The organism is Edaphovirga cremea (genome assembly GCF_003332275.1).
Lineage (GTDB): Bacteria > Pseudomonadota > Gammaproteobacteria > Enterobacterales > Enterobacteriaceae > Edaphovirga > Edaphovirga cremea.
This window is the reverse complement of the sequence record NZ_QOVA01000002.1, coordinates 310,225-332,369: the sequence shown is the minus strand read 5'-3', so window position 1 is coordinate 332,369 and position 22,145 is coordinate 310,225. Positions and strand designations below refer to the sequence as shown.

The window sequence follows — 22,145 nt, the reverse complement described above, 5'->3', positions numbered from 1 at the left end:
TGAACTAATGCAGAAATTACGCCTGATTTGTCTCTCTTTGCTCTCATTTAGCTTTATTTGGGGCGCGCATGCTGAAGAAAAGCGCTACATATCCGATGAATTAACTACCCTGGTCCAAAGCGGGCCAGGTAAGCAATACCGGATTACTGGCGCCATGAAGGCAGGTGATGAAGTCACCGTGCTGAGCGTCAATGACGAAACAAATTATGCCCAGATTCGTGATGATAAAGGGCGCACCAACTGGATCCCATTGGATCAGCTCAGTGACACCCCGAGCATGCGTGCTCGCGTACCCGAACTGGAACAACAAGTCACCACGCTGACTGACAAGCTGACCAATATTGATAAAAGCTGGAACCAGCGTACTGCGGATATGCAGCAGAAAGTCGCCGCCAGCGATGGCATTATCAACAGTCTTAAAGATGAAAATCAGAAACTTAAAGACCAGTTGGTTGTTGCCCAGAAAAAAGTCAACGCCGTGAATGTGCAGTTGGATGATAAACAACGCACCATCATCCTCCAGTGGTTCATGTATGGTGGCGGTGTGGCTGGCGTAGGGTTAATTTTGGGCCTGCTGCTTCCCCATCTCATTCCGCGCAGAAGAAAAGATCGCTGGATGAGTTGAGGCAATCTTTGCCGCCATTGACCATTATTCTTAAAAGGGCACTGAGTGCCCTTTTGTCTTTCCCCCCTCTGCCACGCTACACTGAACAGAGCACTTTTTTTCCAGCCCCGCTTGTTGCACTAACCAGTTGCATCGCAGCCGCAGAAAATGAAACAAAATTGTCAGGAGTCATACAGTGAAGATCTATCTTGTCGGCGGTGCCGTCCGCGACAGTTTGTTAAATCTGCCAGTGACAGAGCATGACTGGGTCGTCGTCGGTGCCACGCCACAACAGTTGCTCGATCAGGGATATCAGCAGGTCGGCAAAGATTTTCCGGTATTCCTCCACCCCGTCAGCCACGATGAATATGCCCTCGCCCGTACTGAACGCAAGTCAGGTTCTGGCTACAACGGTTTTACCTGCTACGCCGCACCGGATGTGACGCTTGAGCAGGATTTGCTGCGTCGGGATCTGACAGTCAATGCAATCGCACGCAGTGCCGACGGGGAGCTTATCGATCCTTACCACGGTCAGCGAGACATTGATGAGCGCGTCCTGCGCCATGTTTCTGCCGCGTTTGGTGAAGATCCGCTGCGCGTCCTGCGCGTGGCGCGTTTTGCTGCCCGCTTCGCTCATCTGGGCTTCACCATTGCACCGGAAACCCTGTCGCTTATACAGCAAATGGCCGAAGACGGTGAACTGACCGAACTGACTGCCGAACGCGTCTGGCGGGAGACCGAAAAAGCGCTGCTGACCCGCGATCCTCAGGTCTATTTCCAGGTTTTACGCGACTGTGGCGCACTGAAAATCCTTTTCCCCGAGATTGATAATCTCTTTGGTGTTCCTGCACCAGAGAAGTGGCACCCGGAGATCGATACCGGTGTCCATACGCTCATGACGTTGAAAATGGCTGCTACATTGAGCCCAGATGTGGATGTGCGTTTTGCAGCGCTGTGCCACGATTTAGGGAAAGGACTCACTCCGCCAGAGTACTGGCCACATCATCACGGTCATGGACCAGCCGGAGTAAAGTTGGTTGATGCGTTATGCCTGCGTTTTCGGGTACCGAACCCTATTCGCGATCTGGCGAAACTGGTGGCTGAGTATCATGATCTTATCCATACAATCAATAAACTACGCCCCGAAACTCTGTTGAAACTATTAGATACCATAGATGTATGGCGTAAGCCTCAACGTTTGGAACAGATCATCATGACCAGCGAGGCCGATGCACGGGGCCGTACCGGTTTTGAACAGAACCCCTACCCCCAAGGCGATTATTTGCGTCAGGCTTATAGGGTGGCGAACGCGGTCTCGATAAAAGAGGTTATCGACAGTGGTTTCCAGGGGATGGCAATCCGGGATGAATTGAAGCGTCGGCGTCAGAAGGCGCTCGCTGAATGGAAACAGCAGCAGGAAGCAGAACAAACGTCCTGATCCCCCAGATAACAAAAAACCCCGTAAAGCTGCCTTTGCGGGGTTTTTTGTTTATCACCAGACTTTCAGGTTCTTAAAACCTCAGAAGAAACCGGCTCTTTAAAAGAAAACCGATCCTTTAAAAAAGCACAAAGTAAAGCACAGCCGCTACGATGAAACGGTAGATAGCGAAGGGAACAAACGAAATCTTTTTGATAATCGCCAGGAAGGTTTTAATCGCAATCAACGCGACAACAAACGCCGTGACAAAACCCACAGCAAACATCGGCAAATCAGCCAGCGTCAGGAAATGCCAACTTTTATAGAGATCAAGTGCACTGGCACCCAGCATCATGGGAACAGCGAGGATGAATGAAAATTCTGATGCGGCGAAACGACTCACGCCCATCAGCATACCACCGGAGATCGTAGCTCCTGAACGGGAAAAGCCGGGCCACAGCGCCAGACACTGGAAGCAGCCGATCATGAAAGCCTGGCGGTAAGTAATATCATCAAGACCTACAGCACGCGGATGCTTCGGTTTCAACCATTCCGCAGCCAGCAGCAGGAAACCCCCTACCACCAGCGCATACACGACGTTTTTAGGCTCAAACAGAGATTTGATAACATCGTGAAAGATCAATCCAATGACTACCGCAGGGATCATCCCCAGCAGAATGTGCCCGAGCTTTAATCGCCCCTTACCGGCACCGTCATGAGGAACCTGACCAAAATGAATGCCGATTAATCCAAACAACCGACGCCAGAACATCACCACAACAGCCAGAATAGATCCTAACTGAATGATAACTTCGAATGTTTTTGCTTTGTCATCAGTAAATCCGAGCCAACTCCCTACGATAATCATGTGACCTGTAGAAGAAACTGGTAAAAACTCCGTTAGTCCTTCAACCACCCCAAGAATGAATGCAATAACTAACGAATGAAGATCCGCCATGTAATATTCCTTACCCCTAAAAAATACGCATCAAAAAAGCGGCTTATGCTATCTATGCCGCTTAATATTCATTACGTTATCACTATGTTATGACCAAACTAGCGGGATTTGGTTTCATTTTTGTGACAAACCAAATCCAGCTATCAATCACGGTGACCACGTTCAATGATGACACCCACACTCACCGCGTCAGCCACGGCTCCGGGCTTACTGACCTTAATACGTACCCAGGGGGATTTGAAGCGTTCTAGTAATATTTCAGATACTTCCTCTGCCACGCGCTCCACCAATGCAAAGCGATTGGGCGCCACATGCTGGATGATGGCCTCAGAAATATCTGCATAACTCAGGCAATCATTGACATCATCACTGGCCGCCGCTTTGCGGTTGTCCCACGCCATTTCGATATCGAACACCAGCTTCTGCCGGATGGTTTGTTCCCAGTCATAAACACCGATAGTGGTGATTACGGTCAGTTGCTCTATAAATACGATGTCCATCACGTCATTCTCTGTTTTTGGGTCTGTCGGATACCACTTCCTGCCAATTATGCGTATTATCCACAGATGTTGCGATTAAAACGACCCCTATTAGACGGAAGCGAGTTATGAGTGCTATCGCGCTTGGTATGATTATCTTCGCGTATCTGTGTGGCTCAATATCCAGCGCGATCCTGGTCTGCCGGATCGCCAGGCTGCCGGATCCGCGAGAGAATGGCTCGGGAAATCCCGGTGCGACCAATGTTCTGCGCATTGGTGGGCGAGGTGCTGCCGCAACGGTACTGATTTTTGATGTACTGAAAGGTATGTTGCCCGTCTGGGTCGCGTACAAACTGGATGTGCCGCCAATGTACCTCGGCATCACGGCAATTGCGGCCTGTGTGGGTCATATCTATCCGGTTTTCTTCCATTTTCGAGGCGGAAAAGGCGTAGCGACTGCCTTTGGTGCCATCGCTCCGATTGGCTGGGATTTGACCGGCCTGATGACTGGTACGTGGTTGCTAACCGTGCTGCTAAGCGGCTATTCCTCTCTGGGCGCCATTGTCAGTGCGCTGATTGCCCCCTTCTACGTCTGGTGGTTCAAACCCCAGTTTACCTTCCCCGTAGCGATGCTCTCCTGCCTGATCCTGATGCGGCATCACGACAATATCCAACGCCTGTGGCGCGGTCAGGAAGGTAAGATTTGGGATAAACTGCTGAAAAAACGCCAAGCCAAAAAAGCCGCCGCCGCTGCCGAAGCAGCAGCCAGAAAGAAAGAGAGTTAGATCATTCTAAATGCGTTCAAATGACTGAGTGAAAGCGAGGCAAAACGCTAGCTCATGAAAAAGCGGAGCATACATCAGTATGTGAGCATTTTGAGCGGACGCAGCAACGCAGTCGCAGCCCCGATCAGACGTTCTGCAGCAGAATGACTGAGCGGGAGCGAGGCAAGGCGCTAGCTCATGAAAAAGCGGAGCATACACTAAGTATGTGAGCATTTTGAATGAGCGCAGCAACGCCGCCGCAGCCCCGCTCAGACATTCTGTAGGTCGGCCAGCGGCCAGCGGGGTCTGACACTCACACTCAACTCATCCCGATTCCCATTCGCCAACCTCACCATACCGGCATACGCGATCATGGCGCCGTTATCGGTACAAAACTCTGGACGGGCATAGAAAACTTCACCGCCACGCTTTTGCATCATCTCAGCCATTTTACTGCGCAATGTGCGGTTCGCACTGACGCCACCCGCCATGACCAGACGCTTGAATCCGGTCTGTTCCAATGCGCGTTTGCATTTTATGGCCAGCGTATCGACGACGGCATCTTCAAAAGCCCGGGCGATATCGGCGCGGGTTTGTTCGTCATCCTCGTTACCACGGATAGTATTTGCGGCAAACGTTTTCAAACCGGAAAAGCTGAAATCCAGCCCTGGCCGATCGGTCATGGGACGAGGGAAAGTAAAGCGGCCTGCGTGACCTTGCTGAGCCATTTTCGAGAGCATGGGGCCACCGGGGTAATCCAGCCCAAGCAATTTCGCTGTTTTATCAAAAGCTTCTCCGGCTGCGTCGTCGACTGACTCACCAAGCAGTTGATATTGACCAATACCGGTGACGCTGATTAGTTGCGTGTGCCCACCCGAGACCAGCAATGCCACAAAAGGAAACTCCGGCGGATTATCTTCCAGCATAGGTGCCAGCAAATGGCCTTCCATATGGTGGATGGCAATCGCGGGGACGTCCCAGGCAAATGCCAGCGCGCGCCCTACTGTTGCGCCTACCAACAAGGCACCGACCAGTCCTGGCCCGGCGGTATAGGCTACGGCATCGATATCGCCAGCGTTCAGGTTGGCTTCTTTCAGCGCAGCCTGAATCAAGGGGACCGTTTTGCGCACGTGATCGCGGGAAGCGAGTTCAGGTACAACGCCGCCGTAATCTGCATGTAATTTAACCTGACTGTACAACTGGTTGGCTATCAAACCAGCCCGATCGTCGTAGATTGCGATGCCAGTTTCATCGCAGGATGTTTCTATACCAAGTACTCGCATTACCTTTCCCACCTTTTTCTCGCGGCTGACAGTTTACCACAACCCGCATCGCCATCGCGCCACTTGTACGGTAGGATCTTTAGCGTATCTGGCTTGAAAGTGTACAACTGCGCCCCCCTATCTTCAGTAAATAGCCTCGAAGTGACTGATAACCTGTAGAGATGCGAACAATTAATGTCGAGCAATCTGAGCTGATTAGTATATAATCGCCGCCCTATGCAGTAACAAGCGCGCTCCGAACCTGGGTACGCCTGTTTCAATTTGCTGTGGTGCTTTACAAAGCAGCACTCATTGAAGTAAAATTCCGCACCATTTTGAAAATGGCTGGCGCTAGATGCCAGCGACAAACCGATTTCTATTGAGGTGAGAGGCACATGCCGGTAATTAAAGTACGTGAAAACGAGCCATTCGATGTAGCTCTTCGTCGTTTCAAACGCTCCTGCGAAAAAGCGGGTGTTTTAGCTGAAGTTCGTCGTCGTGAGTTCTATGAAAAACCGACTACCGAACGTAAACGCGCCAAAGCTTCCGCAGTGAAACGCCACGCGAAGAAACTGGCTCGCGAAAACGCACGCCGCACTCGTCTGTATTAATTCTTCGGGGGCAACCCCACCGCGTGAGCTTGTTGTTTCAAGCGCGCGCAGACTAGTCGTAGCATACGAAGGCCGTGCTTTCCGAAAGGAATGCGCGGCTTGTTCTCGTTTATAAGCTAGTGAGTAAGGGGCTTATGGCTGGGCGAATTCCGCGCGTATTTATCAATGACTTGCTGGCTCGTACCGACATCATCGATCTGATTGATGCCCGTGTGAAATTGAAAAAGCAGGGAAAGAATTATCACGCGTGTTGTCCATTCCACCATGAGAAAACACCCTCATTCACCGTTAATGGCGACAAGCAGTTTTATCACTGTTTTGGCTGCGGTGCGCATGGTAATGCCATCGACTTCCTGATGAATTACGACCGACTGGAGTTTGTCGAAAGCATTGAGGAGTTGGCGACCATGCACGGTCTGGAAGTGCCTTACGAGGCAGGAACCGGGCCGACGCAGATCGAACGCCATCAACGCCAGAGCCTTTACCAATTGATGGAACAGCTCAGTGCGTTCTATCAACAGTCACTCACTCAACCTGCCGGGGCGCAAGCTCGCAATTATCTTGAGCAGCGCGGGTTAAGTGCCGATATCACCAAACACTTTGCAATTGGCTTCGCTCCCGCAGGTTGGGATAACGCACTTAAACGATTTGGCAGAAACCCTGAAGATCGAAGTGCATTGAACGATGCCGGGATGCTGGTGACTAACGATCAAGGAAGGACATACGATCGTTTTCGTGAGCGGGTTATGTTCCCTATCCGCGATAAACGTGGTCGTGTTATCGCCTTTGGTGGGCGGGTATTGGGCGACGGTATGCCCAAATATCTCAACTCGCCGGAAACAGAGATTTTCCATAAAGGCCGCCAGCTGTATGGCCTCTATGAAGCCCAGGTCAGCCACCCGGAATTGACGCGTGTTCTGGTGGTGGAAGGCTATATGGACGTGGTAGCGCTTGCGCAATTTGGCATCGATTATGCCGTTGCTTCGCTGGGAACCTCAACTACGGCTGAACATATTCAGCTGTTGTTCCGCGCTACCGATAACGTTATTTGCTGTTATGACGGAGACAGGGCCGGTCGCGAAGCCGCATGGCGCGCACTGGAAACCGCCTTGCCGTACCTGAATGATGGGCGCCAGCTCAGGTTCATGTTCCTGCCTGATGGTGAGGATCCTGACACGCTGGTGCGCAAAGAGGGTAAAGACGCGTTCGAACAACGTATGGAGTACGCACAACCGCTCTCTACGTTCCTGTTTGAAACGCTGATGCCACAAGTGGATTTAAGCAGTCCTGACGGACGTGCAAAATTAAGCACACTGGCATTACCGCTGATTGGTCAGGTACCGGGAGAGACGCTGAGGCTCTATCTGCGTCAACAGCTTGGGAACAAATTAGGGATACTGGACGACAGTCAGCTCGAGAAGTTACTGCCGAAACACACTGAAAATGCGAATGGTTACCAGCCACCCCAGCTAAAACGCACAACCATGCGTATACTGATAGGGTTACTGGTACAAAATCCGCAACTGGCTACACTTATACCCTCACTACAAGGGTTGGAGCAAGCCAAACAGCCTGGGCTCGATTTGTTTATTGAGCTCGTGGAAACGTCTTTGGCGCAACCGGGACTGACTACCGGCCAGTTACTTGAGCAATATCGCGACAATAAATTTAGCCAGCAGCTTGAAATCCTGGCGACATGGAACCACATGATCGTTGAGGATATGGTTGAAGAGACATTTGTGGACACGCTGGCCAGCCTCTATGACTCAGTTTTAGAAAAACGTCTGGAGACGCTGATAGCCCAAGCCCGGACACATGGTTTAAGTCCGGAAGAACGTGAAGAAGTTCGTTCACTTAATCAAGTGCTGGCAAAGAAAAATTGAATTCCAAACGGCTTAAGTGCCGATAAAAGCAAGGGCGATGCCCTGCACAATGCCGCCATAGCGGGCCGCGGCAACAACTAAAACGCCCCAAATGTTATTGTTGGCGGTTTCGCCGACCGACACCAACCCAAATACTCTGAAGTGTGGATACCGTCTTATGGAGCAAAACCCGCAGTCACAGCTGAAGCTACTTGTCACCCGTGGTAAGGAGCAAGGCTATCTGACCTATGCTGAGGTCAATGACCATCTGCCGGAAGATATCGTCGAGTCCGAGCAGATCGAAGACATCATCCAGATGATTAACGACATGGGTATCCAGGTGCTGGAAGAAGCACCGGATGCCGATGATTTAATGCTGGCAGAAAATACGTCTGACACCGATGAGGATGCTGCGGAAGCGGCTGCTCAGGTGCTGTCTAGTGTCGAATCTGAAATTGGTCGTACAACCGACCCGGTGCGCATGTACATGCGTGAGATGGGTACCGTTGAATTGCTGACGCGTGAAGGTGAAATCGACATCGCCAAACGTATCGAAGACGGTATCAACCAGGTTCAGTGTTCGGTCGCCGAATATCCAGAAGCCATCACTTATCTTCTGGAGCAGTATGATCGTGTTGAAGCGGGCGAAGCGCGCCTGTCAGATCTGATCACCGGTTTTGTCGATCCGAACGCGGAAGAAGATATCGCACCTACCGCTACTCACGTCGGTTCTGAATTGTCCAACGAAGAGTTGAATGATGAAGATGAAGACGAGGAAGAAGACGACGATACTGAAGACGACAACAGTATCGACCCGGAACTAGCCCGTCAGAAGTTCACCGATTTGCGTGAACAACATGAAATGACGCGTCTGGTTATCAAGAAAAATGGTCGTAGTCACAACAGCGCTGCAGAAGAAATTCTGAAACTGTCTGAAGTGTTCAAACAGTTCCGCCTGGTACCAAAGCAATTTGATTTGCTGGTGAACAGCATGCGTTCCATGATGGATCGTGTGCGTACCCAGGAACGTATCATCATGAAGCTGTGCGTTGAGCAGTGCAAAATGCCGAAGAAAAACTTCGTCAATCTGTTCTCCGGTAACGAAACCAGTGAATCCTGGTTTGAAGCTGCCATTGCCATGGCCAAGCCTTGGTCTGAGAAGCTGAAAGAAGTTAGCGAAGATGTACAGCGCAGCTTGCAGAAACTGCGTCAGATTGAAGAAGAGACCGGTCTGACAATCGAGCAGGTTAAAGACATCAACCGTCGTATGTCGATTGGTGAAGCGAAAGCCCGCCGCGCCAAGAAAGAGATGGTGGAAGCAAACTTGCGTCTGGTTATTTCTATCGCGAAGAAATACACCAACCGTGGTCTGCAATTCCTCGATCTGATTCAGGAAGGCAACATCGGTCTGATGAAAGCGGTAGACAAGTTCGAATACCGTCGTGGTTATAAGTTCTCCACGTATGCCACATGGTGGATTCGTCAGGCCATTACCCGTTCGATCGCTGACCAGGCGCGTACCATCCGTATTCCGGTGCATATGATTGAGACTATCAACAAACTCAACCGTATTTCGCGCCAGATGCTACAGGAAATGGGCCGCGAACCAACGCCGGAAGAGCTGGCTGAACGTATGTTGATGCCAGAAGACAAGATTCGCAAGGTGCTGAAAATCGCCAAAGAGCCGATCTCCATGGAAACGCCGATCGGTGACGATGAAGATTCGCATCTTGGTGATTTCATCGAGGATACGACTCTCGAACTGCCTCTGGATTCAGCAACGTCGGAAAGCCTGCGTTCTGCAACGCATGACGTTCTGGCTGGCCTGACCGCCCGTGAAGCGAAAGTTCTGCGCATGCGTTTTGGTATTGATATGAATACCGATCATACGCTGGAAGAAGTCGGCAAACAGTTTGACGTTACCCGTGAGCGTATTCGTCAGATCGAAGCCAAGGCTTTACGCAAACTGCGCCACCCAAGCCGTTCAGAAGTCCTTCGCAGTTTCCTGGATGACTAACCCAGGTCATTGAGTCACAAAAAACCCCAGCTAGCTGGGGTTTTTCATTTCTATGAAACGCTACGTAATAGATTGGAACAATTCGCGATAAGATTCAACCAACTGTTCAAGCGTGGCGCGATTAAGACCGCTGGGGTTTGGTAATACCCAGACTTCAGTTTTCCCTATCTTTAGTTCCTGACGACCCCAAGTCACCTTGCGCACGCCAAAAGCACTGCTGAATGCCTGTTTACCCAACACTGCCAAAGCCCGTGGTTGATATCGCTCCACCTTGCTGATAATAAGCGCCCCACCTGCACGTAGTTCATCACGAGCCAACTCGGACGCCTCCACAGTTGGGCGTTCTACCAGCATGGTAATTCCACAGCCCGTATCAAGCAGGTGTATCTCTTCTTCAGGTGCGAGCAATCGTTCAGTGAATCCAGCCTGCCAGATCACTTTCCAGAAGCGGTTATTAGCATTGGCAAAATGATAACCATAGTGAGCGGAGGATAAACCAGGATTGATGCCACAAAAAACGACTGACAAATTATCCGCGATAATATCGGTGATCATTGTTCTCCCTGACTCACGTTATGGTAAAAAAGGCGCAGCAAATACAACGAGCTAAGATTGCACAGAAAACCAGCATACGAACATAACAACTGTAGACCGGTGCATGATAACTACCGTATAATCACGCCCGCTGGCCCCTTAGCTCAGTTGGTTAGAGCAGGCGACTCATAATCGCTTGGTCACTGGTTCAAGTCCAGTAGGGGCCACCATATAAAACAAGGAGTTAGATGAGAAATCGTCTGACTCCTTTTTCTTTATTTTGATTTCGGGTCAGGTAATGGGTCAGGTAAGGAATTGCTTCCCTACCCTCTTCATCATCTCGCTGCCAGCATCCCCGGATAGTGCTTCGCCACGATATCATTCATCTTTTCTGTCAGATCGCTCCGCTTGAAAGTGATATCTGCGGTTCCCTTCTGAAAGTAACGAATGCTGAAGAACTCATCGTGGTAAACATCCTTCGAAGGGTTGTCCCGAATATGCTCCATCAATCGGGTAGTAACATCGCCACGGTTGTCAGGGATCGGTTTACCATCCAGCAGGAACAGCATTCGCTCCAGGTCTGCCAGTTGGTCCCGCCGGTAACTGTGGTTCAGTGTAAATCCCCATTGGTTATAACTCACCAAACCATTGACGATCACTTTCTTGCCAAATTTACAGGGATGGTTCGATTTGTAGTCCCAGGAGAGCGACTTGAAGACGTTGATCACCCCCCGTTCAAACACCTCGCCCTTATCACGGTGCAACTGCTCGAACGTGCTGTAAATGCTTTCTTCGCTGATGGCTGGAATAGTATCCCCTTCCAGGTTTCTGTACCACTGGTCACGGGCCTGAGCATCCATGATCGCGAGCATGCCGGAGCGCTTCATCAGATCTCGCCATATATCGCGATCAAGATTGCGGGTAATCACTGGCATGGCTGTTTCTGCTTTCTCCATAAGCCAGCAGCCGCAGCGGAAGTCTTGTCTCATGGCCCAATCTCTTGCTATTCCTCCACCGATGCTGTTAGTGATGGCCGAGATATCTTTAAGCTGGTAAATAAGGGCTTCAATCTGCGTCAGTGCGGTGTTACGTCCGGTGACGATACGTTCAATACTGGTGGAGCAAATCACTTCGGTGTGCTCGGTCAGTACATCGGGTTCAATAACCGTATTCAATGCCGTTGACATAGCTGGGTTCCTTAAAAACAAAATGCCCGCGTCATCGCAGGCAGGTATAAAGGTGGGGTGTGGTATGTGTGTTCTACGGTTTTATGTCGGGTTGGACGGTGTCGTCTGATAGACCGCTATATAGACATGGCCAAAGCTACCTAACGTATCGGCATCGCAAGTAAAACTGGCGTGCTGCACGGTGACGCAATGCTGACGACGCTGGTCGAGTTCACCGGAGCGTTGGCAAGCTTCTAACTGTTTAATCAGCACAGGGAAAGCGGCATCCAGTGTTTTAAGAACATCAGGAGCAAATGCGCCGACAAAACCGGCACGGTCAGATAGAAAATGCAGGCGGTTGCCCTGTTGCACCAATCTGGCACCCAGGCGCGGTGTGATGTCTCGCTGCAAGCCCCAGATGGGAGCCGGTAGAGTAGTATCAGGTTCGAGGTTTTCCATCGTTAGTTTTCCTTAAAATGTACAATGCCAGTGGCAAAGCTGGCATGTTGGTGATTCAGCGAGAGGCGATGTCAGGCAAGGCGGCCAATGACGGGACTACGCAGGCCCAGCGCACTACGGGCGCGTAACATATCCCCGCAACTCAGCGTCGGGTCTTGTGCCAGCAGGCTGAAACCGGGGCGATTAATGCGTACCAGGTCAAATTTCTCCACCAGTTCATTGACGGTTTCACGTACCGTGACGCCATGCTCAATCTGTTGGGCAATAGCCTGATTGTCGTGATAGGGCGTATCGTTAAGTTCCAGGCCATAACAGTGAGCCAGCAGCCAAGCGAGCAATTGCTGGTATTCAGTTCGTGCCTGATTGGCGTTAGGGGAGCAGGATATTGTGTTGGTGAACTTCATGGTGAATTGACCTCAACAAAGTGGGGAAACCGGTAACTGGCAATGGTGGGTCAGCCAGTGAGCTACCTTGCGCCAGTGCTTTAGTGGTACGTCAGATTCGATCGTCCAGGTATTGGGGCTATAGGTATTCGCCAGCAACAGTGCAGCTATGACCAGCCACTGATAGGGATAGCCTCGTGTATCGCAGCGGATCAGGGCATGAGGTGTCTGACGCTGGTAGAGGATGAACGGATCACCCGCCAGATGACTAATCCGCTCACCGTTAAAACCGATCAGTCCCAATCCCATCAGGCTATCGTCGAACCGGTACAGGTGGTTACCGGTGTATTCACAGATAACCGGCACGGTGGCTAAACCCAAAGTGTCCGGGTGTTGACACAGTTGCTGGTAGGCGGTGGTGATGGCTTGGCATATCCTCAGCCAGTCGTGTGATGAGACCGTGTTGTGCTGGAGAAAATGGAATACACCAGGCACGGGCAATGTGCTCGTGTTCATGAGAAAGTGTCCTTTGAAAATAAATGAATAACGCGAGAGTGGAACGTTGGGTATGGAGGAGTATTACCAGTCGAACGTGGTAAAATCGGGCAACACATCACCCAGCGCATCAATATGCAGGTAAGTCAGTTGATGGCGTTTCATCAGCGTGGTGACCAGACGGCGGCAGGTTTTGGAGAGTCCCAGCCGTTTGAGTTGCAACACCGGGTGGGTCCACGCATCTAATCGCAGCAGATAGCCCGTGCCCGAAAACGAGATCCATTCGCCGTCGCTGAATTCATCCTGACAGTGGGAGATCCGGTACAGCACCGTATTGTCGTCCTCGCTGATATGGGCCGAACTGCATTGCAGACCAAAACGTAATAGAGGCATTATTGCTGTCACCGGTCCCCCTCCTTTATTAAACCGCGTTGCAGGTAGCGATGTTGATGATGCGCCAATACCTTTTCACGCCATTCCGAGCAGACCTCTGGGGCCATCGTCAAATAGCCTTTTGGGCAGGAATAATAGTAAGGGTGTACAGATTCATCCATAGCCTTATAACCCCAACTGCCACCTGAACCCTGCATCAAGGTGCAGTGAATGACCGTTCTGGCGACTTTTGCCGGATCCTTCGGTGTACTCTGGACTACCGACCACAGGACATTACCCCGCAGGGCATGTGCCAGCGTAACGTGTTGATAGTGTACAGTGTCGTCGGTTTGGATCAGTGCTGCGATCAGTTCACGGCGAGAGCGGTGTGAAAATAGCCAGCCCATAGAGAATGTTCCTTATAAAGAGGGAGACGCACGACATCAGCGCAAGGTTGATAAATAGAATGGAAGAAAGTGGCTATCAGCCAGGTAACCAGCCACGTTCGGCAAATGACACGATATCCAGCCCCCCTACAACCAGATGATCCAGTACTCTCACATCCACCAATTCCAGGGCCGCCTTTATCCTGTCGGTGATCTGCCGATCGGCTTGACTGGGTTCGGCCAACTGGGACGGATGATTGTGTGCCAGTACGACACTTGCTGCATTGTGCTTCATGGCAGACTTCACCAACTCACGAGGGTGAACGGTGGTACTGTTGATGGTGCCGGTAAACAACGTCTCCTGAGCCAGCAGACGGTTTTGATTGTCGAGCCACAGCACGACGAATATTTCACGTTCCAGCCCGGTCAGATGCAGGCGCAACCAGTCGCGGGTCACGCTGGTGGAGGTAAACGCCACTCCGGGCTCCCGCAACTGTTTTGCCAGCAGGTTCAGGGCGCGTCGGATGGTACGTTGTTCGCCGGGTGACATTTCAGCCACCGTGGGGGATAACGTGATTTTCATGGTGAGAGGTCCTTGTTGCTCAGTCAATCAGGGAGAAAATGGCACGGCTGTCGGGGTGATGCAGTGCGTATTCCCGCAGGCGGTAGAAATGGTCGGTCATCGCTTCGCTCTCAGTGCGGCAAGCGTGGTGGCTGAAGGCCATCAGGCAGGCGGTGATCCCTGCGGCCTCAGCACTCATCTCGGCACCGTTACCATTCATACCGTTAAACAGTGACCACCGCTCATCGCCTTCTGGAGCCATAAAGGCCCCGCCGTTACTGAGCGTGTAGAAGTCCCACAGCCCACCGTGGTAATCCGCACACAGGCGATCCAGCCAGCCAAAGACGTGAGGCTCCAGAATGAGCCATTGCGGTATGTTGCCGAAGTGCTGCGGCCAGAAGCGGGGGCGCTGGTGGTCTGGCACCACAGTGGCGGTCAGTGTGTTTGTCTGAGAGGCGGCAGTAGGTGGGGTAGAATGTGTATTCATGAAAAATATCCTTCTGAATGAAATAAATAACAAAACAGGCCCCACCGGAAAAACCGAGGGGCCTGTACGTTGGAGGGAGGTAATAAAAGTCAGTGAGCGCTTATGGTGACGGCTCACGCGAGGTCTGGCTGGCGTAACACTACAAAGTCCTTATTCGGAGATTAAAAACGAAAGGCCATGCTTCCCGAAGGAGGCATGGCCCGTAAGATGATCGATTGGCTGCTGATGAAGAAAGTTAACCAGCGGTATTCCTGCAATCGCTAAGGTCATCCAGCACTTTTTTCGTATTTTTAAGGCCGGGGCTGAAGCTTCCGACTTTTTTGTCATTAACATAAACATCGAACGTTGCGGCATGCTCCAGTGCGTCAATAAACTGGATCCAGGCATTATCCCCATTTCGCCAGCCCAGCGAGGAGGGTAAAGGGAACTGCTGATCATCGGTCACAACCGTTATTGCTGTTTTGTCATCGCGTGAATCTGCGCCAGTGCTGTCAGGCAGGTCAATGAGCACGCGGTGTTGCAAGATATTCTGCTCATCCGGGTTCATGGTGCAGTTAAGGTTAAAAACGACATTTTCCGGACTCGTAATCAGGTATTCTGTTACGCCCTGACCGAAGCCACTGGTCCACATATTCGGTATGGCCTGAGCGGTTGTTGCTGACACCAGAGTTGACACCATCAACACTGCGTGAGGTAGACGCATAATTCTGTCCTTAAATCAGTAAATTGAATTTTTTGCAATCTGCATTATTTGTAATAAATCCATGTATCCTCTGATATATTCTTTTCAGACGTTAATTAACATCAGGTCAGAATGATCAGTACCAACATCACCAACCAGACCCAGAAATACGTGGGTTTCTGCCCAAGCGTTTTAGCCCGCCGCCACAGATAAAATGGGACCAGCCAGGCCAGCTTGCCAAAAGCCGCAGTATCCACCCCGGCTTTGCGAAAACATGATTTTCCTTATCTGTGAAACCCCGGTGTCGCCCGGAGAAATTACTCAGTGGGATAGCTATCTGAAGCCCGGTCCGAAGACGTTACTGGTATATTTACTCTTCTTTCGGGTACTGTCTCAGCAGTTGCCCGTCCGACGACACAATTCAGCGAGGCTTTGCTGTGCCACCCACTCCTGGAGCTTTCGGTCCTTTTCTGAGCGTTTAGCGGCCAGGGAGGCCTGTTGCTGTTTATTCACACAGTTATCCGGCATGACCATGACGACTTTCGCGGCTATTTGCTGTCTGACGTTTGCAATTTTAGCCTTAAGAACATCATCAGTATCGTGAACTGCTGGCCATGTGGGGTAAATAAGGTCATCAATAGCCTTATCCCGTACAGAGGACTGGCTATCAATAATGGCAAAATAGCACCCTTCACCTTTATCTTCTCCCTGATAAACCGTTTCAATATCGTTGTAGGTTTCACCGACAGGATTCAGTTTTAGTTGGCGAATGGTGTGGGTTTTCTTGTCGGCCAGGAAAATGGCACCGCCGCCACGGACACGTAGCAGAAACTGTTTCGTCCACGGGTAGTTATCAATCACGCTGGCTTGATAGAGCATGTTATGCAGCTTATTGTCATCCATGCCATCGGCGGATTTCCAACCATCAGCCTGCATGTATTGCCAGGCTTTGACTGTGCCGACGGTGTTTCCAGCGTCAGCCGGAAAAACAGCACCAAGGCAAAAACTAGCGGCCAGCACTGTAGTGGTAAGCAATTTCATCGTGATTATTCCTTCTGAGGTATAAGCCCGTCGTCAGTTGCGACAAGCAATGAATGGAAAAAGCGAAAGTGGGGTAAAGCCTGAAGAAAATCCGGGTGAGAGAGGATGTCACGCATCGCTATATCTGGAGCGAAGCTGCCGTTGTGGAGCGTGACCGCCCGAATATCGGTCAGAGGAAAAACGGCAATCCGGGCCTGATGCTCACCCGTCAGATACCATTCTCCCTCACGCAGAACCAAGCGATAGGGAGCAAGGTCTGTGCAGCGACAACCGCTTCCCAGTAGCGTCACCTTCCGGTGTTCCGATACCGCGCTCACCAGTCGCGTGAACACGACCAAGTCTGGGGATGACACTTGGGCCACTCCCTGCCAGATAAGGCAGGGAGACTCACCAGGACCGCTCAACAGTGAAGCGACCAGATGGTTATCCATACTAGGAAACAGTGCTTCAACGCCCGACTGGCGGGCAAATGTCATCACAGCCAGCTCTCTCTGGCGGCCGCCGGACAGCAAGCGACACTGACCCTTGCGATACTCTAGATCCAGATATATCAGGCGTTCCCGAAAGTCCCGGCGCAAGGTGCGGACCGACACACCAAATTCGGTTGCCAACGTTCGCAAATCCAGCGTTTCGCCCGCCACCAGACGGCTGATAATTAACGACAGCCTGACGGCAAGCCGGTCATGACGGCGTTCAGCCTGAGTCATGAGACAGGTTCTCCAGTGAGATAATTAGCTGAAAATAAAACAGTTATTTTAACGAGGGGCAGGGACAGGGAATGGACACAAGAAGACGTATTTTTTACTGTTGCCGAAATCAACTGTGACGGGGCTTAGAGAGAAAACATACCAAATTCGATAGCTTATAAAACGTCATAACGGACAGGGTATGTCCCGAAGATAACGGCAGGTGCCCCAGCTCAGAAGAAAATCCAGTCCCAAACGGCACGGGCAACGGATACCACGGCCTCGCGGACGGTACGAATGACCGCTTTTAGTGGCGCGGGAATAAATGATGCCGCTTCAGCAGAATCAAACACCTCTCCCACCGCATCGCCAAAGCCCTCACGCGCCTGCTTTTTTACCGGTTCACTGCATAACCTCCCGTGCAATTGCGTCGCCAGAGGGCTGGTGGCACGGTCAGGCAGGCAACGCATCATGGTTTCGACCATTGACGGTAGATTCCATTCTGTCCTTGTTGAAACGGCGCACACCGGATGGTTCGGTGAAAACAGTTGGCGAATGGAGTCCAGCTTGGCCTCAATATTCACCAACTGGTGCTGTGATGGCGCATTGCCGGTGACATACCATTCATGGCTGGGTTCGATTTTGTCAGCCTGGTTAACGACAAACAGTACCCGCTGTTGGTAGTCAGTCATCACACGCCGGTAGAAACGTTCATCGATGGAGAAAGCACGATCATCGGCTTTGATAACCCACAGGATTAAATCCAGCTCAGGGAGAATACGGCGGTACAGAGATTCATATTCGCTGTCCCGTTGTTCACTTTCGCCAACCCCAGGCAAATCAACCAGCATGATGCTGTGATTGCTGCATTGCAGTCGGAAACGCAGCGCATCACGAGTGCAAGCCTCAACATCACTGACCGGCGTAACCTCCCCCTGGAAAAGGGCATTGCAGAGACTACTTTTACCAGCACCAGTTTTACCCATAATGCCGATTACCGGCTCGTATTGTGTAAGACTGCGAAGACGTTCAAGAATATGGTTGCGGATGGTGTGGGGCAGAGAGGCGAGTGGCTTCTCAATGGCCTTGAGGCCTTCAGTTTTTTGCATATGGAGATCTCAGTGTGAAAAACAAAAATCCCCGCTATCCTGTCAGGATGCGGGGGATTCACTGAGATAATATCTATCTGAAATTATTTTGATCAGCATGATTATTTCGTGTAGTACGGACTTCCGCTATGTGCCCAGGCTGTGTGAAAACGTTTTTGATCGCATAAGTTGCCAAAAAAAGAGCTGAAAACCGCGTCCCTACGTAAAATTTGACTCTACTAACCAGTCGTTCAACTTCAGATTTTGCGCAGCATTATGCACTTCAGTTTTTAGTCAGAGTTTTCACACAGCCTGTGCCAGGAGCGGACGTTAAGCCAAAAAATAATCTGTCCCCTTTTCCGCTTTGACGAAGATAACTACTTACTCACTAACCAATAGGCTCTTGTTGCACCACCTTGCATGGCGTAAGAGATTCCGAATGACATTAGATCTGCGAGATGAGCATCGATTTCAGCATTGCTTATCCCTGGCTGCACTCCCACTACAGTGAAACCAAGTTGAGTTGCACGAGTGGCGTCAAGTCTATCCTTGAGTGTCTGCAGATCACCCACGACAAACCTAGAGGGTGACTTAAAACGTTGACTCATTCGATCCGCCATATGCGCAAGGAGTACAGATACATCGCAATAGAAAACGGACTTCACTAGCTGGCCAGCGACTTCGTACACATCATCCACTCGCCCTCCGCTGGGAGCGCCACCAGCTCCTTTACAGTGGTATAACGCGATGTCCACGTCGCCATTGGCCTCCACGGTCACCGCAATGTAGTCGGCTGCCTCCCCAGAACGGTGGTCGTAAAACAATGCGACTACGTTAGGGAGGCCAAGCAGGTACTGTTCGAGGTGTTCCTGTACAGTCCTTTTACCCTGTAGCTTTGCGCGCTGTTCCCGTACTTTTGCAGTGTCGTTGTCGATGACAAACTCGACCCTGATTTCGCATTCGTCCCAACCAATGATCTGCGTATCGTCTTTTGTGAGCGAAACTGCCTGTAACTGCGGCGCAAGCATTAAATTCAGCCCTTCAAAGGTAGATTTATCGGAGGCATAGAACATCGGCGGGTGTTCACTCAACCAGTCAGCTAACGGCATCCATAGATCGCTAGCTGATTCGATCTCCAAAACCGCATTCTGATCGAGCAATGCCACCATTCGCCCCTGAGGCGAAAATCGCATATTGGCACTCGCTTCCTCTGAGTGAATGCTGAAGAGCAATTGGGCTTCTGAAGGTCTGCAGTCAAAGTCTGCCAGGTCCCATTCAGTGAGGCGGCTATAGAGCGGGCGTTGATCCTCAGGGCGACGAATCCTAATCCTCGGATTTGTCTTGAATCCTGCTCTGGGCCAGGTCCCTGCAATCACTAGGTCTGGTAGCCTCTGCAACGTCGTAGCCGATCGAATAACATCGAGGCGTGTTTCAGAGAAGGGAGCATTGCCAGCGAGTCGACCATCTAATCGAGCGACCCACTGGTAAAATTCTGCTATAGAGAGGCGCTGATTACTCCAAATACGCGAGCTACTGCTAGCTCCGATGGTCTCTTTTTCTCCGCCGCTCGATCCGCTTCCAAAGAAGTGCCCTTGAGCGTATGCCCGGCTATCACCAGCCGTTACCGCACGTTCCGCTGCCGGCCCTGTTAACGTTCGATATGTTTCGCTTTGTGAGTTGAATGTCGTATTTTTTAGTCCGACATTGAAGAATCTGACACTCTCCAAACCTGCTCTCGCGCGGCTGGTTTCCTCGTAGCTCAATGACCGATAACTCTGAGGGCAAACCATGTCCATCAGTCCCAAGTAGATCTTTTCTGTTCTTCGGGTAGAGCCGATATAGCAAAGTTGGGAGTCCGCAAAGTATAAGAGCAGAAAAGCATCATGCCGAATGTTCACAAGCACATCGGATGTGGCGAAATTTGGTGGATTTTCGTCGGAGGTCAGGATTAGCGTCAGGGCTCCATCATCTGACGCCCATTGCTTCACTACACGCAGGTCACGCCCCAGGGTTTCTTTTATCTGAGTGAAGATTGGAGGTGTGGAGCAACGGAACACGCAGACGTGCGCATAGAGCTCAATTGCTAAAGGGGACACTGCATCGTAGTTTGACTCAGCAACTCGCCGCAGTCTGAGCCGCTCAACCATTTCTAACTCAGCAGCATCGCCTGCCATCTCTGCTTGAGCTGCAGCATCTATCATACTCGCAAGATCTACCCCCTCCTTCAGAAGAGCGCTAGGCGCCTCCAGAACTCTTGGGAGCGGCGCAATCAATGTCGCCTGGCCGGTTGCCTTATCCACCCTTGCGAAACGCCCAATGAACTGAATTGTCGGTACCAATGAACGATGTGGAGTGTGTAATGCGGCCACCTTCAGTTTCGGAAAGTCGTACCCCTCCCCGAACATATCCACACACACGATCCCCTGCAGCTCCCCACTGACCAAACGCTGCTCGCAGCGATCCTGGGTACGCTTCGTGATCTTACTATCCACCGCTTCAACGTTGACCCCAAGCGCTTGATAGATTGGAACCAAAGCCCTGGCTGCATTGATCGTTGCTGCCCTCACAAAGAGGCGATGATCATGCCCTGCAGCTAAGTCCTGATGCAGTTGTTTTACAGCCGTCTCTGCAATAACCTGGTCAATGTGATGATCATCAACCGTGTTTTGAATAGGCGCAGCTCGGAAAGCGACGGGATGAAACGCCCCTTCATCTACGGCCTTCATTACCGGGTAGCGGTAGACCAACTTCCCTGGAATTACTTGGCCATCGCGGCGAAAGGGCGTTGCGGTCAGAAATACGAACCGAGCTTTCGTGTAGTGCTCTAAGTACGCAGCCCATGTATTCGCAGGAGCGTGATGGGCTTCATCAAATACGATCAAATCGAACAAGTCTGGCGAGGCGCCAAGTGCAACCGCTGGTGATGAACTACTTGGCGTCGAAACCACAACATCGTGGCTCTCTAAGAACTGCCAATCTTCCTCCGATTGAGGTCTCCCTTCATGTCGGAGCACCGATGGGTTAGCAAGATCCGCCGGAATAGCACCAATACGCTTTAGGGTAGAAAGCTCCGCAAAGTGCGATGATACCTGCTTGCGTAGCGCATTAGACGGCTCAACAACGAGCACTCGTTTTGACTGAACCAGAAACGGCAGTGCCATCATTACAGATGTCTTACCATACCCAGTAGGAAGGCAGATTATCGCCGGATCGGCATAGACCGAGTAATGCGCCATTGCAGCATGCAGGGCACCGAGTTGACCCGCACGAAAGCCTTGGTTGGGCACTAACTTTTGCGCGGCTAGATTCAGAGCACCATTCGAATCCCTGAAAAAATTAGGCATCTTCCCCTCGCTGACTGACTAATTTCTAACGTAAAAACTGCTTTTTACTAGAGGTTCGGAAGCGTTGCCGTATGCAGTTTCGCGACCTACTACACCTTACATTAACGCATAGCATGGCATTGTACCACTTCCTGGCATTCGACAGTTTTGTATACAAAGTTGTCTGCAGGGCTAGGTCTGAGTCAGAGAACCTAGAAAATCCGCTGAGCGTCTGCTCCTCGCTCAGGCTGTGTGAAAACTCTGACTAAAAACTGAAGTGCATAATGCTGCGCAAAATCTGAAGTTGAACGACTGGTTAGTAGAGTCAAATTTTACGTAGGGACGCGGTTTTCAGCTCTTTTTTTGGCAACTTATGCGATCAAAAACGTTTTCACACAGCCTGCGCTCATAGCTGCCCTATGACGGCTTCGAGCGGAGCGGCCTTACATTGTGGTATGTTAGGTAACACTGAGCAATTTGATTTGAAAAACAGGATGTCCTACCAGT

General features: G+C 51.1%; 23 protein-coding genes, 1 tRNA gene and 1 pseudogene. 7 read left to right on the top strand and 18 right to left on the bottom strand.

Annotated elements, in window-relative coordinates:
* Window positions 1-7 precede the first annotated feature (7 nt).
* Both DRI82_RS04445 and DRI82_RS04440 read left to right on the top strand, forming a co-directional pair.
* Entirely contained in the window at window positions 8-625 is a 618-nt protein-coding gene (locus DRI82_RS04445) for a TIGR04211 family SH3 domain-containing protein (RefSeq protein WP_114192278.1), read from the top strand.
* Window positions 626-800: 175 nt separating this feature from the next.
* Window positions 801-2,042, top strand: a complete 1,242-nt coding sequence (locus DRI82_RS04440; RefSeq protein ID WP_114192277.1) for a multifunctional CCA addition/repair protein — start codon at window positions 801-803, stop codon at window positions 2,040-2,042.
* A 118-nt stretch (window positions 2,043-2,160) separates the two neighbouring features.
* Here the strand turns inward: DRI82_RS04440 and bacA are convergent, their stop codons facing one another.
* Both bacA and folB read right to left on the bottom strand, forming a co-directional pair.
* Entirely contained in the window at window positions 2,161-2,979 is an 819-nt protein-coding gene (bacA, locus tag DRI82_RS04435) for an undecaprenyl-diphosphate phosphatase (protein ID WP_114192276.1), read from the bottom strand.
* Between the two features lie 143 nt (window positions 2,980-3,122).
* Complete coding sequence (gene folB / locus DRI82_RS04430) at window positions 3,123-3,479, bottom strand: bifunctional dihydroneopterin aldolase/7,8-dihydroneopterin epimerase (protein ID WP_114192275.1); 357 nt, start codon at window positions 3,477-3,479, stop codon at window positions 3,123-3,125.
* A gap of 107 nt (window positions 3,480-3,586) precedes the next feature.
* Between folB and plsY the strand changes: the two genes are divergently transcribed.
* Window positions 3,587-4,243, top strand: a complete 657-nt coding sequence (plsY, locus tag DRI82_RS04425) for a glycerol-3-phosphate 1-O-acyltransferase PlsY (RefSeq protein ID WP_114192274.1) — start codon at window positions 3,587-3,589, stop codon at window positions 4,241-4,243.
* A 248-nt stretch (window positions 4,244-4,491) separates the two neighbouring features.
* Here the strand turns inward: plsY and tsaD are convergent, their stop codons facing one another.
* A complete protein-coding gene (gene tsaD, locus DRI82_RS04420) occupies window positions 4,492-5,505 on the bottom strand; it encodes a tRNA (adenosine(37)-N6)-threonylcarbamoyltransferase complex transferase subunit TsaD (RefSeq protein WP_114192273.1) in 1,014 nt (337 codons plus the stop codon).
* Window positions 5,506-5,879: 374 nt separating this feature from the next.
* On the opposite strand from tsaD, the gene rpsU reads away from it, so the two are divergent.
* From rpsU to rpoD, 3 genes are all read left to right on the top strand, one after another.
* Window positions 5,880-6,095 carry a 30S ribosomal protein S21 gene (rpsU, locus tag DRI82_RS04415; protein WP_001144069.1) on the top strand — a complete coding sequence of 72 codons (216 nt, stop codon included), beginning with the start codon at window positions 5,880-5,882 and terminating at the stop codon, window positions 6,093-6,095.
* Window positions 6,096-6,229: 134 nt separating this feature from the next.
* The gene (gene dnaG / locus DRI82_RS04410; RefSeq protein WP_114192272.1) at window positions 6,230-7,978 is read left to right on the top strand and encodes a DNA primase; all 1,749 of its coding nucleotides are present in this window, start codon (window positions 6,230-6,232) and stop codon (window positions 7,976-7,978) included.
* A gap of 157 nt (window positions 7,979-8,135) precedes the next feature.
* Entirely contained in the window at window positions 8,136-9,974 is a 1,839-nt protein-coding gene (rpoD, locus tag DRI82_RS04405) for an RNA polymerase sigma factor RpoD (RefSeq protein ID WP_114192271.1), read from the top strand.
* Window positions 9,975-10,034: 60 nt separating this feature from the next.
* On the opposite strand, the gene mug is transcribed toward rpoD, so the two are convergent.
* Window positions 10,035-10,529, bottom strand: coding sequence for a G/U mismatch-specific DNA glycosylase (gene mug, locus DRI82_RS04400; protein ID WP_114192270.1), 495 nt, complete (start codon window positions 10,527-10,529; stop codon window positions 10,035-10,037).
* A 132-nt stretch (window positions 10,530-10,661) separates the two neighbouring features.
* On the opposite strand from mug, the gene DRI82_RS04395 reads away from it, so the two are divergent.
* Window positions 10,662-10,738: transfer RNA gene (locus DRI82_RS04395), tRNA-Ile, on the top strand.
* Window positions 10,739-10,843: 105 nt separating this feature from the next.
* On the opposite strand, the gene DRI82_RS04390 is transcribed toward DRI82_RS04395, so the two are convergent.
* The 14 genes and pseudogenes from DRI82_RS04390 to DRI82_RS04325 all read right to left on the bottom strand — a co-directional run bounded on the left by DRI82_RS04390 (window position 10,844) and on the right by DRI82_RS04325 (window position 21,659).
* On the bottom strand, window positions 10,844-11,695 hold the full coding sequence (locus tag DRI82_RS04390; protein ID WP_114192269.1) for a DUF4942 domain-containing protein: 852 nt from the start codon (window positions 11,693-11,695) through the stop codon (window positions 10,844-10,846).
* A gap of 81 nt (window positions 11,696-11,776) precedes the next feature.
* Complete coding sequence (locus tag DRI82_RS04385; protein WP_114192268.1) at window positions 11,777-12,133, bottom strand: type IV toxin-antitoxin system YeeU family antitoxin; 357 nt, start codon at window positions 12,131-12,133, stop codon at window positions 11,777-11,779.
* Between the two features lie 71 nt (window positions 12,134-12,204).
* On the bottom strand, window positions 12,205-12,537 hold the full coding sequence (locus DRI82_RS04380) for a TA system toxin CbtA family protein (RefSeq protein WP_114192267.1): 333 nt from the start codon (window positions 12,535-12,537) through the stop codon (window positions 12,205-12,207).
* Between the two features lie 12 nt (window positions 12,538-12,549).
* Window positions 12,550-13,032 (bottom strand): hypothetical protein, encoded by a 483-nt coding sequence (locus tag DRI82_RS04375; RefSeq protein WP_114192266.1) that lies wholly within the window; start codon window positions 13,030-13,032, stop codon window positions 12,550-12,552.
* Window positions 13,033-13,095: 63 nt separating this feature from the next.
* Entirely contained in the window at window positions 13,096-13,416 is a 321-nt protein-coding gene (locus DRI82_RS04370; RefSeq protein WP_245956773.1) for a DUF5983 family protein, read from the bottom strand.
* Window positions 13,413-13,790, bottom strand: coding sequence for a hypothetical protein (locus DRI82_RS04365; RefSeq protein WP_114192264.1), 378 nt, complete (start codon window positions 13,788-13,790; stop codon window positions 13,413-13,415). Before DRI82_RS04365 ends, DRI82_RS04370 begins: the two co-directional genes overlap by 4 nt.
* A gap of 76 nt (window positions 13,791-13,866) precedes the next feature.
* Complete coding sequence (gene radC, locus DRI82_RS04360; protein ID WP_114192263.1) at window positions 13,867-14,352, bottom strand: RadC family protein; 486 nt, start codon at window positions 14,350-14,352, stop codon at window positions 13,867-13,869.
* Window positions 14,353-14,371: 19 nt separating this feature from the next.
* The gene (locus tag DRI82_RS04355; RefSeq protein WP_114192262.1) at window positions 14,372-14,818 is read right to left on the bottom strand and encodes an antirestriction protein; all 447 of its coding nucleotides are present in this window, start codon (window positions 14,816-14,818) and stop codon (window positions 14,372-14,374) included.
* Window positions 14,819-15,053: 235 nt separating this feature from the next.
* On the bottom strand, window positions 15,054-15,521 hold the full coding sequence (locus DRI82_RS04350; protein ID WP_211317629.1) for a hypothetical protein: 468 nt from the start codon (window positions 15,519-15,521) through the stop codon (window positions 15,054-15,056).
* A 101-nt stretch (window positions 15,522-15,622) separates the two neighbouring features.
* Window positions 15,623-15,769 (bottom strand): annotated as a pseudogene (locus DRI82_RS04345) (DUF4339 domain-containing protein); the annotation flags it as partial.
* A gap of 124 nt (window positions 15,770-15,893) precedes the next feature.
* Entirely contained in the window at window positions 15,894-16,541 is a 648-nt protein-coding gene (locus DRI82_RS04340; RefSeq protein ID WP_114192261.1) for a hypothetical protein, read from the bottom strand.
* Window positions 16,542-16,546: 5 nt separating this feature from the next.
* Window positions 16,547-17,248, bottom strand: coding sequence for a WYL domain-containing protein (locus tag DRI82_RS04335; protein WP_114192260.1), 702 nt, complete (start codon window positions 17,246-17,248; stop codon window positions 16,547-16,549).
* A 212-nt stretch (window positions 17,249-17,460) separates the two neighbouring features.
* Window positions 17,461-18,336 (bottom strand): GTPase family protein, encoded by an 876-nt coding sequence (locus tag DRI82_RS04330; protein ID WP_114192259.1) that lies wholly within the window; start codon window positions 18,334-18,336, stop codon window positions 17,461-17,463.
* Window positions 18,337-18,692: 356 nt separating this feature from the next.
* On the bottom strand, window positions 18,693-21,659 hold the full coding sequence (locus DRI82_RS04325; protein ID WP_114192258.1) for a DEAD/DEAH box helicase: 2,967 nt from the start codon (window positions 21,657-21,659) through the stop codon (window positions 18,693-18,695).
* Window positions 21,660-22,145 lie beyond the last annotated feature (486 nt).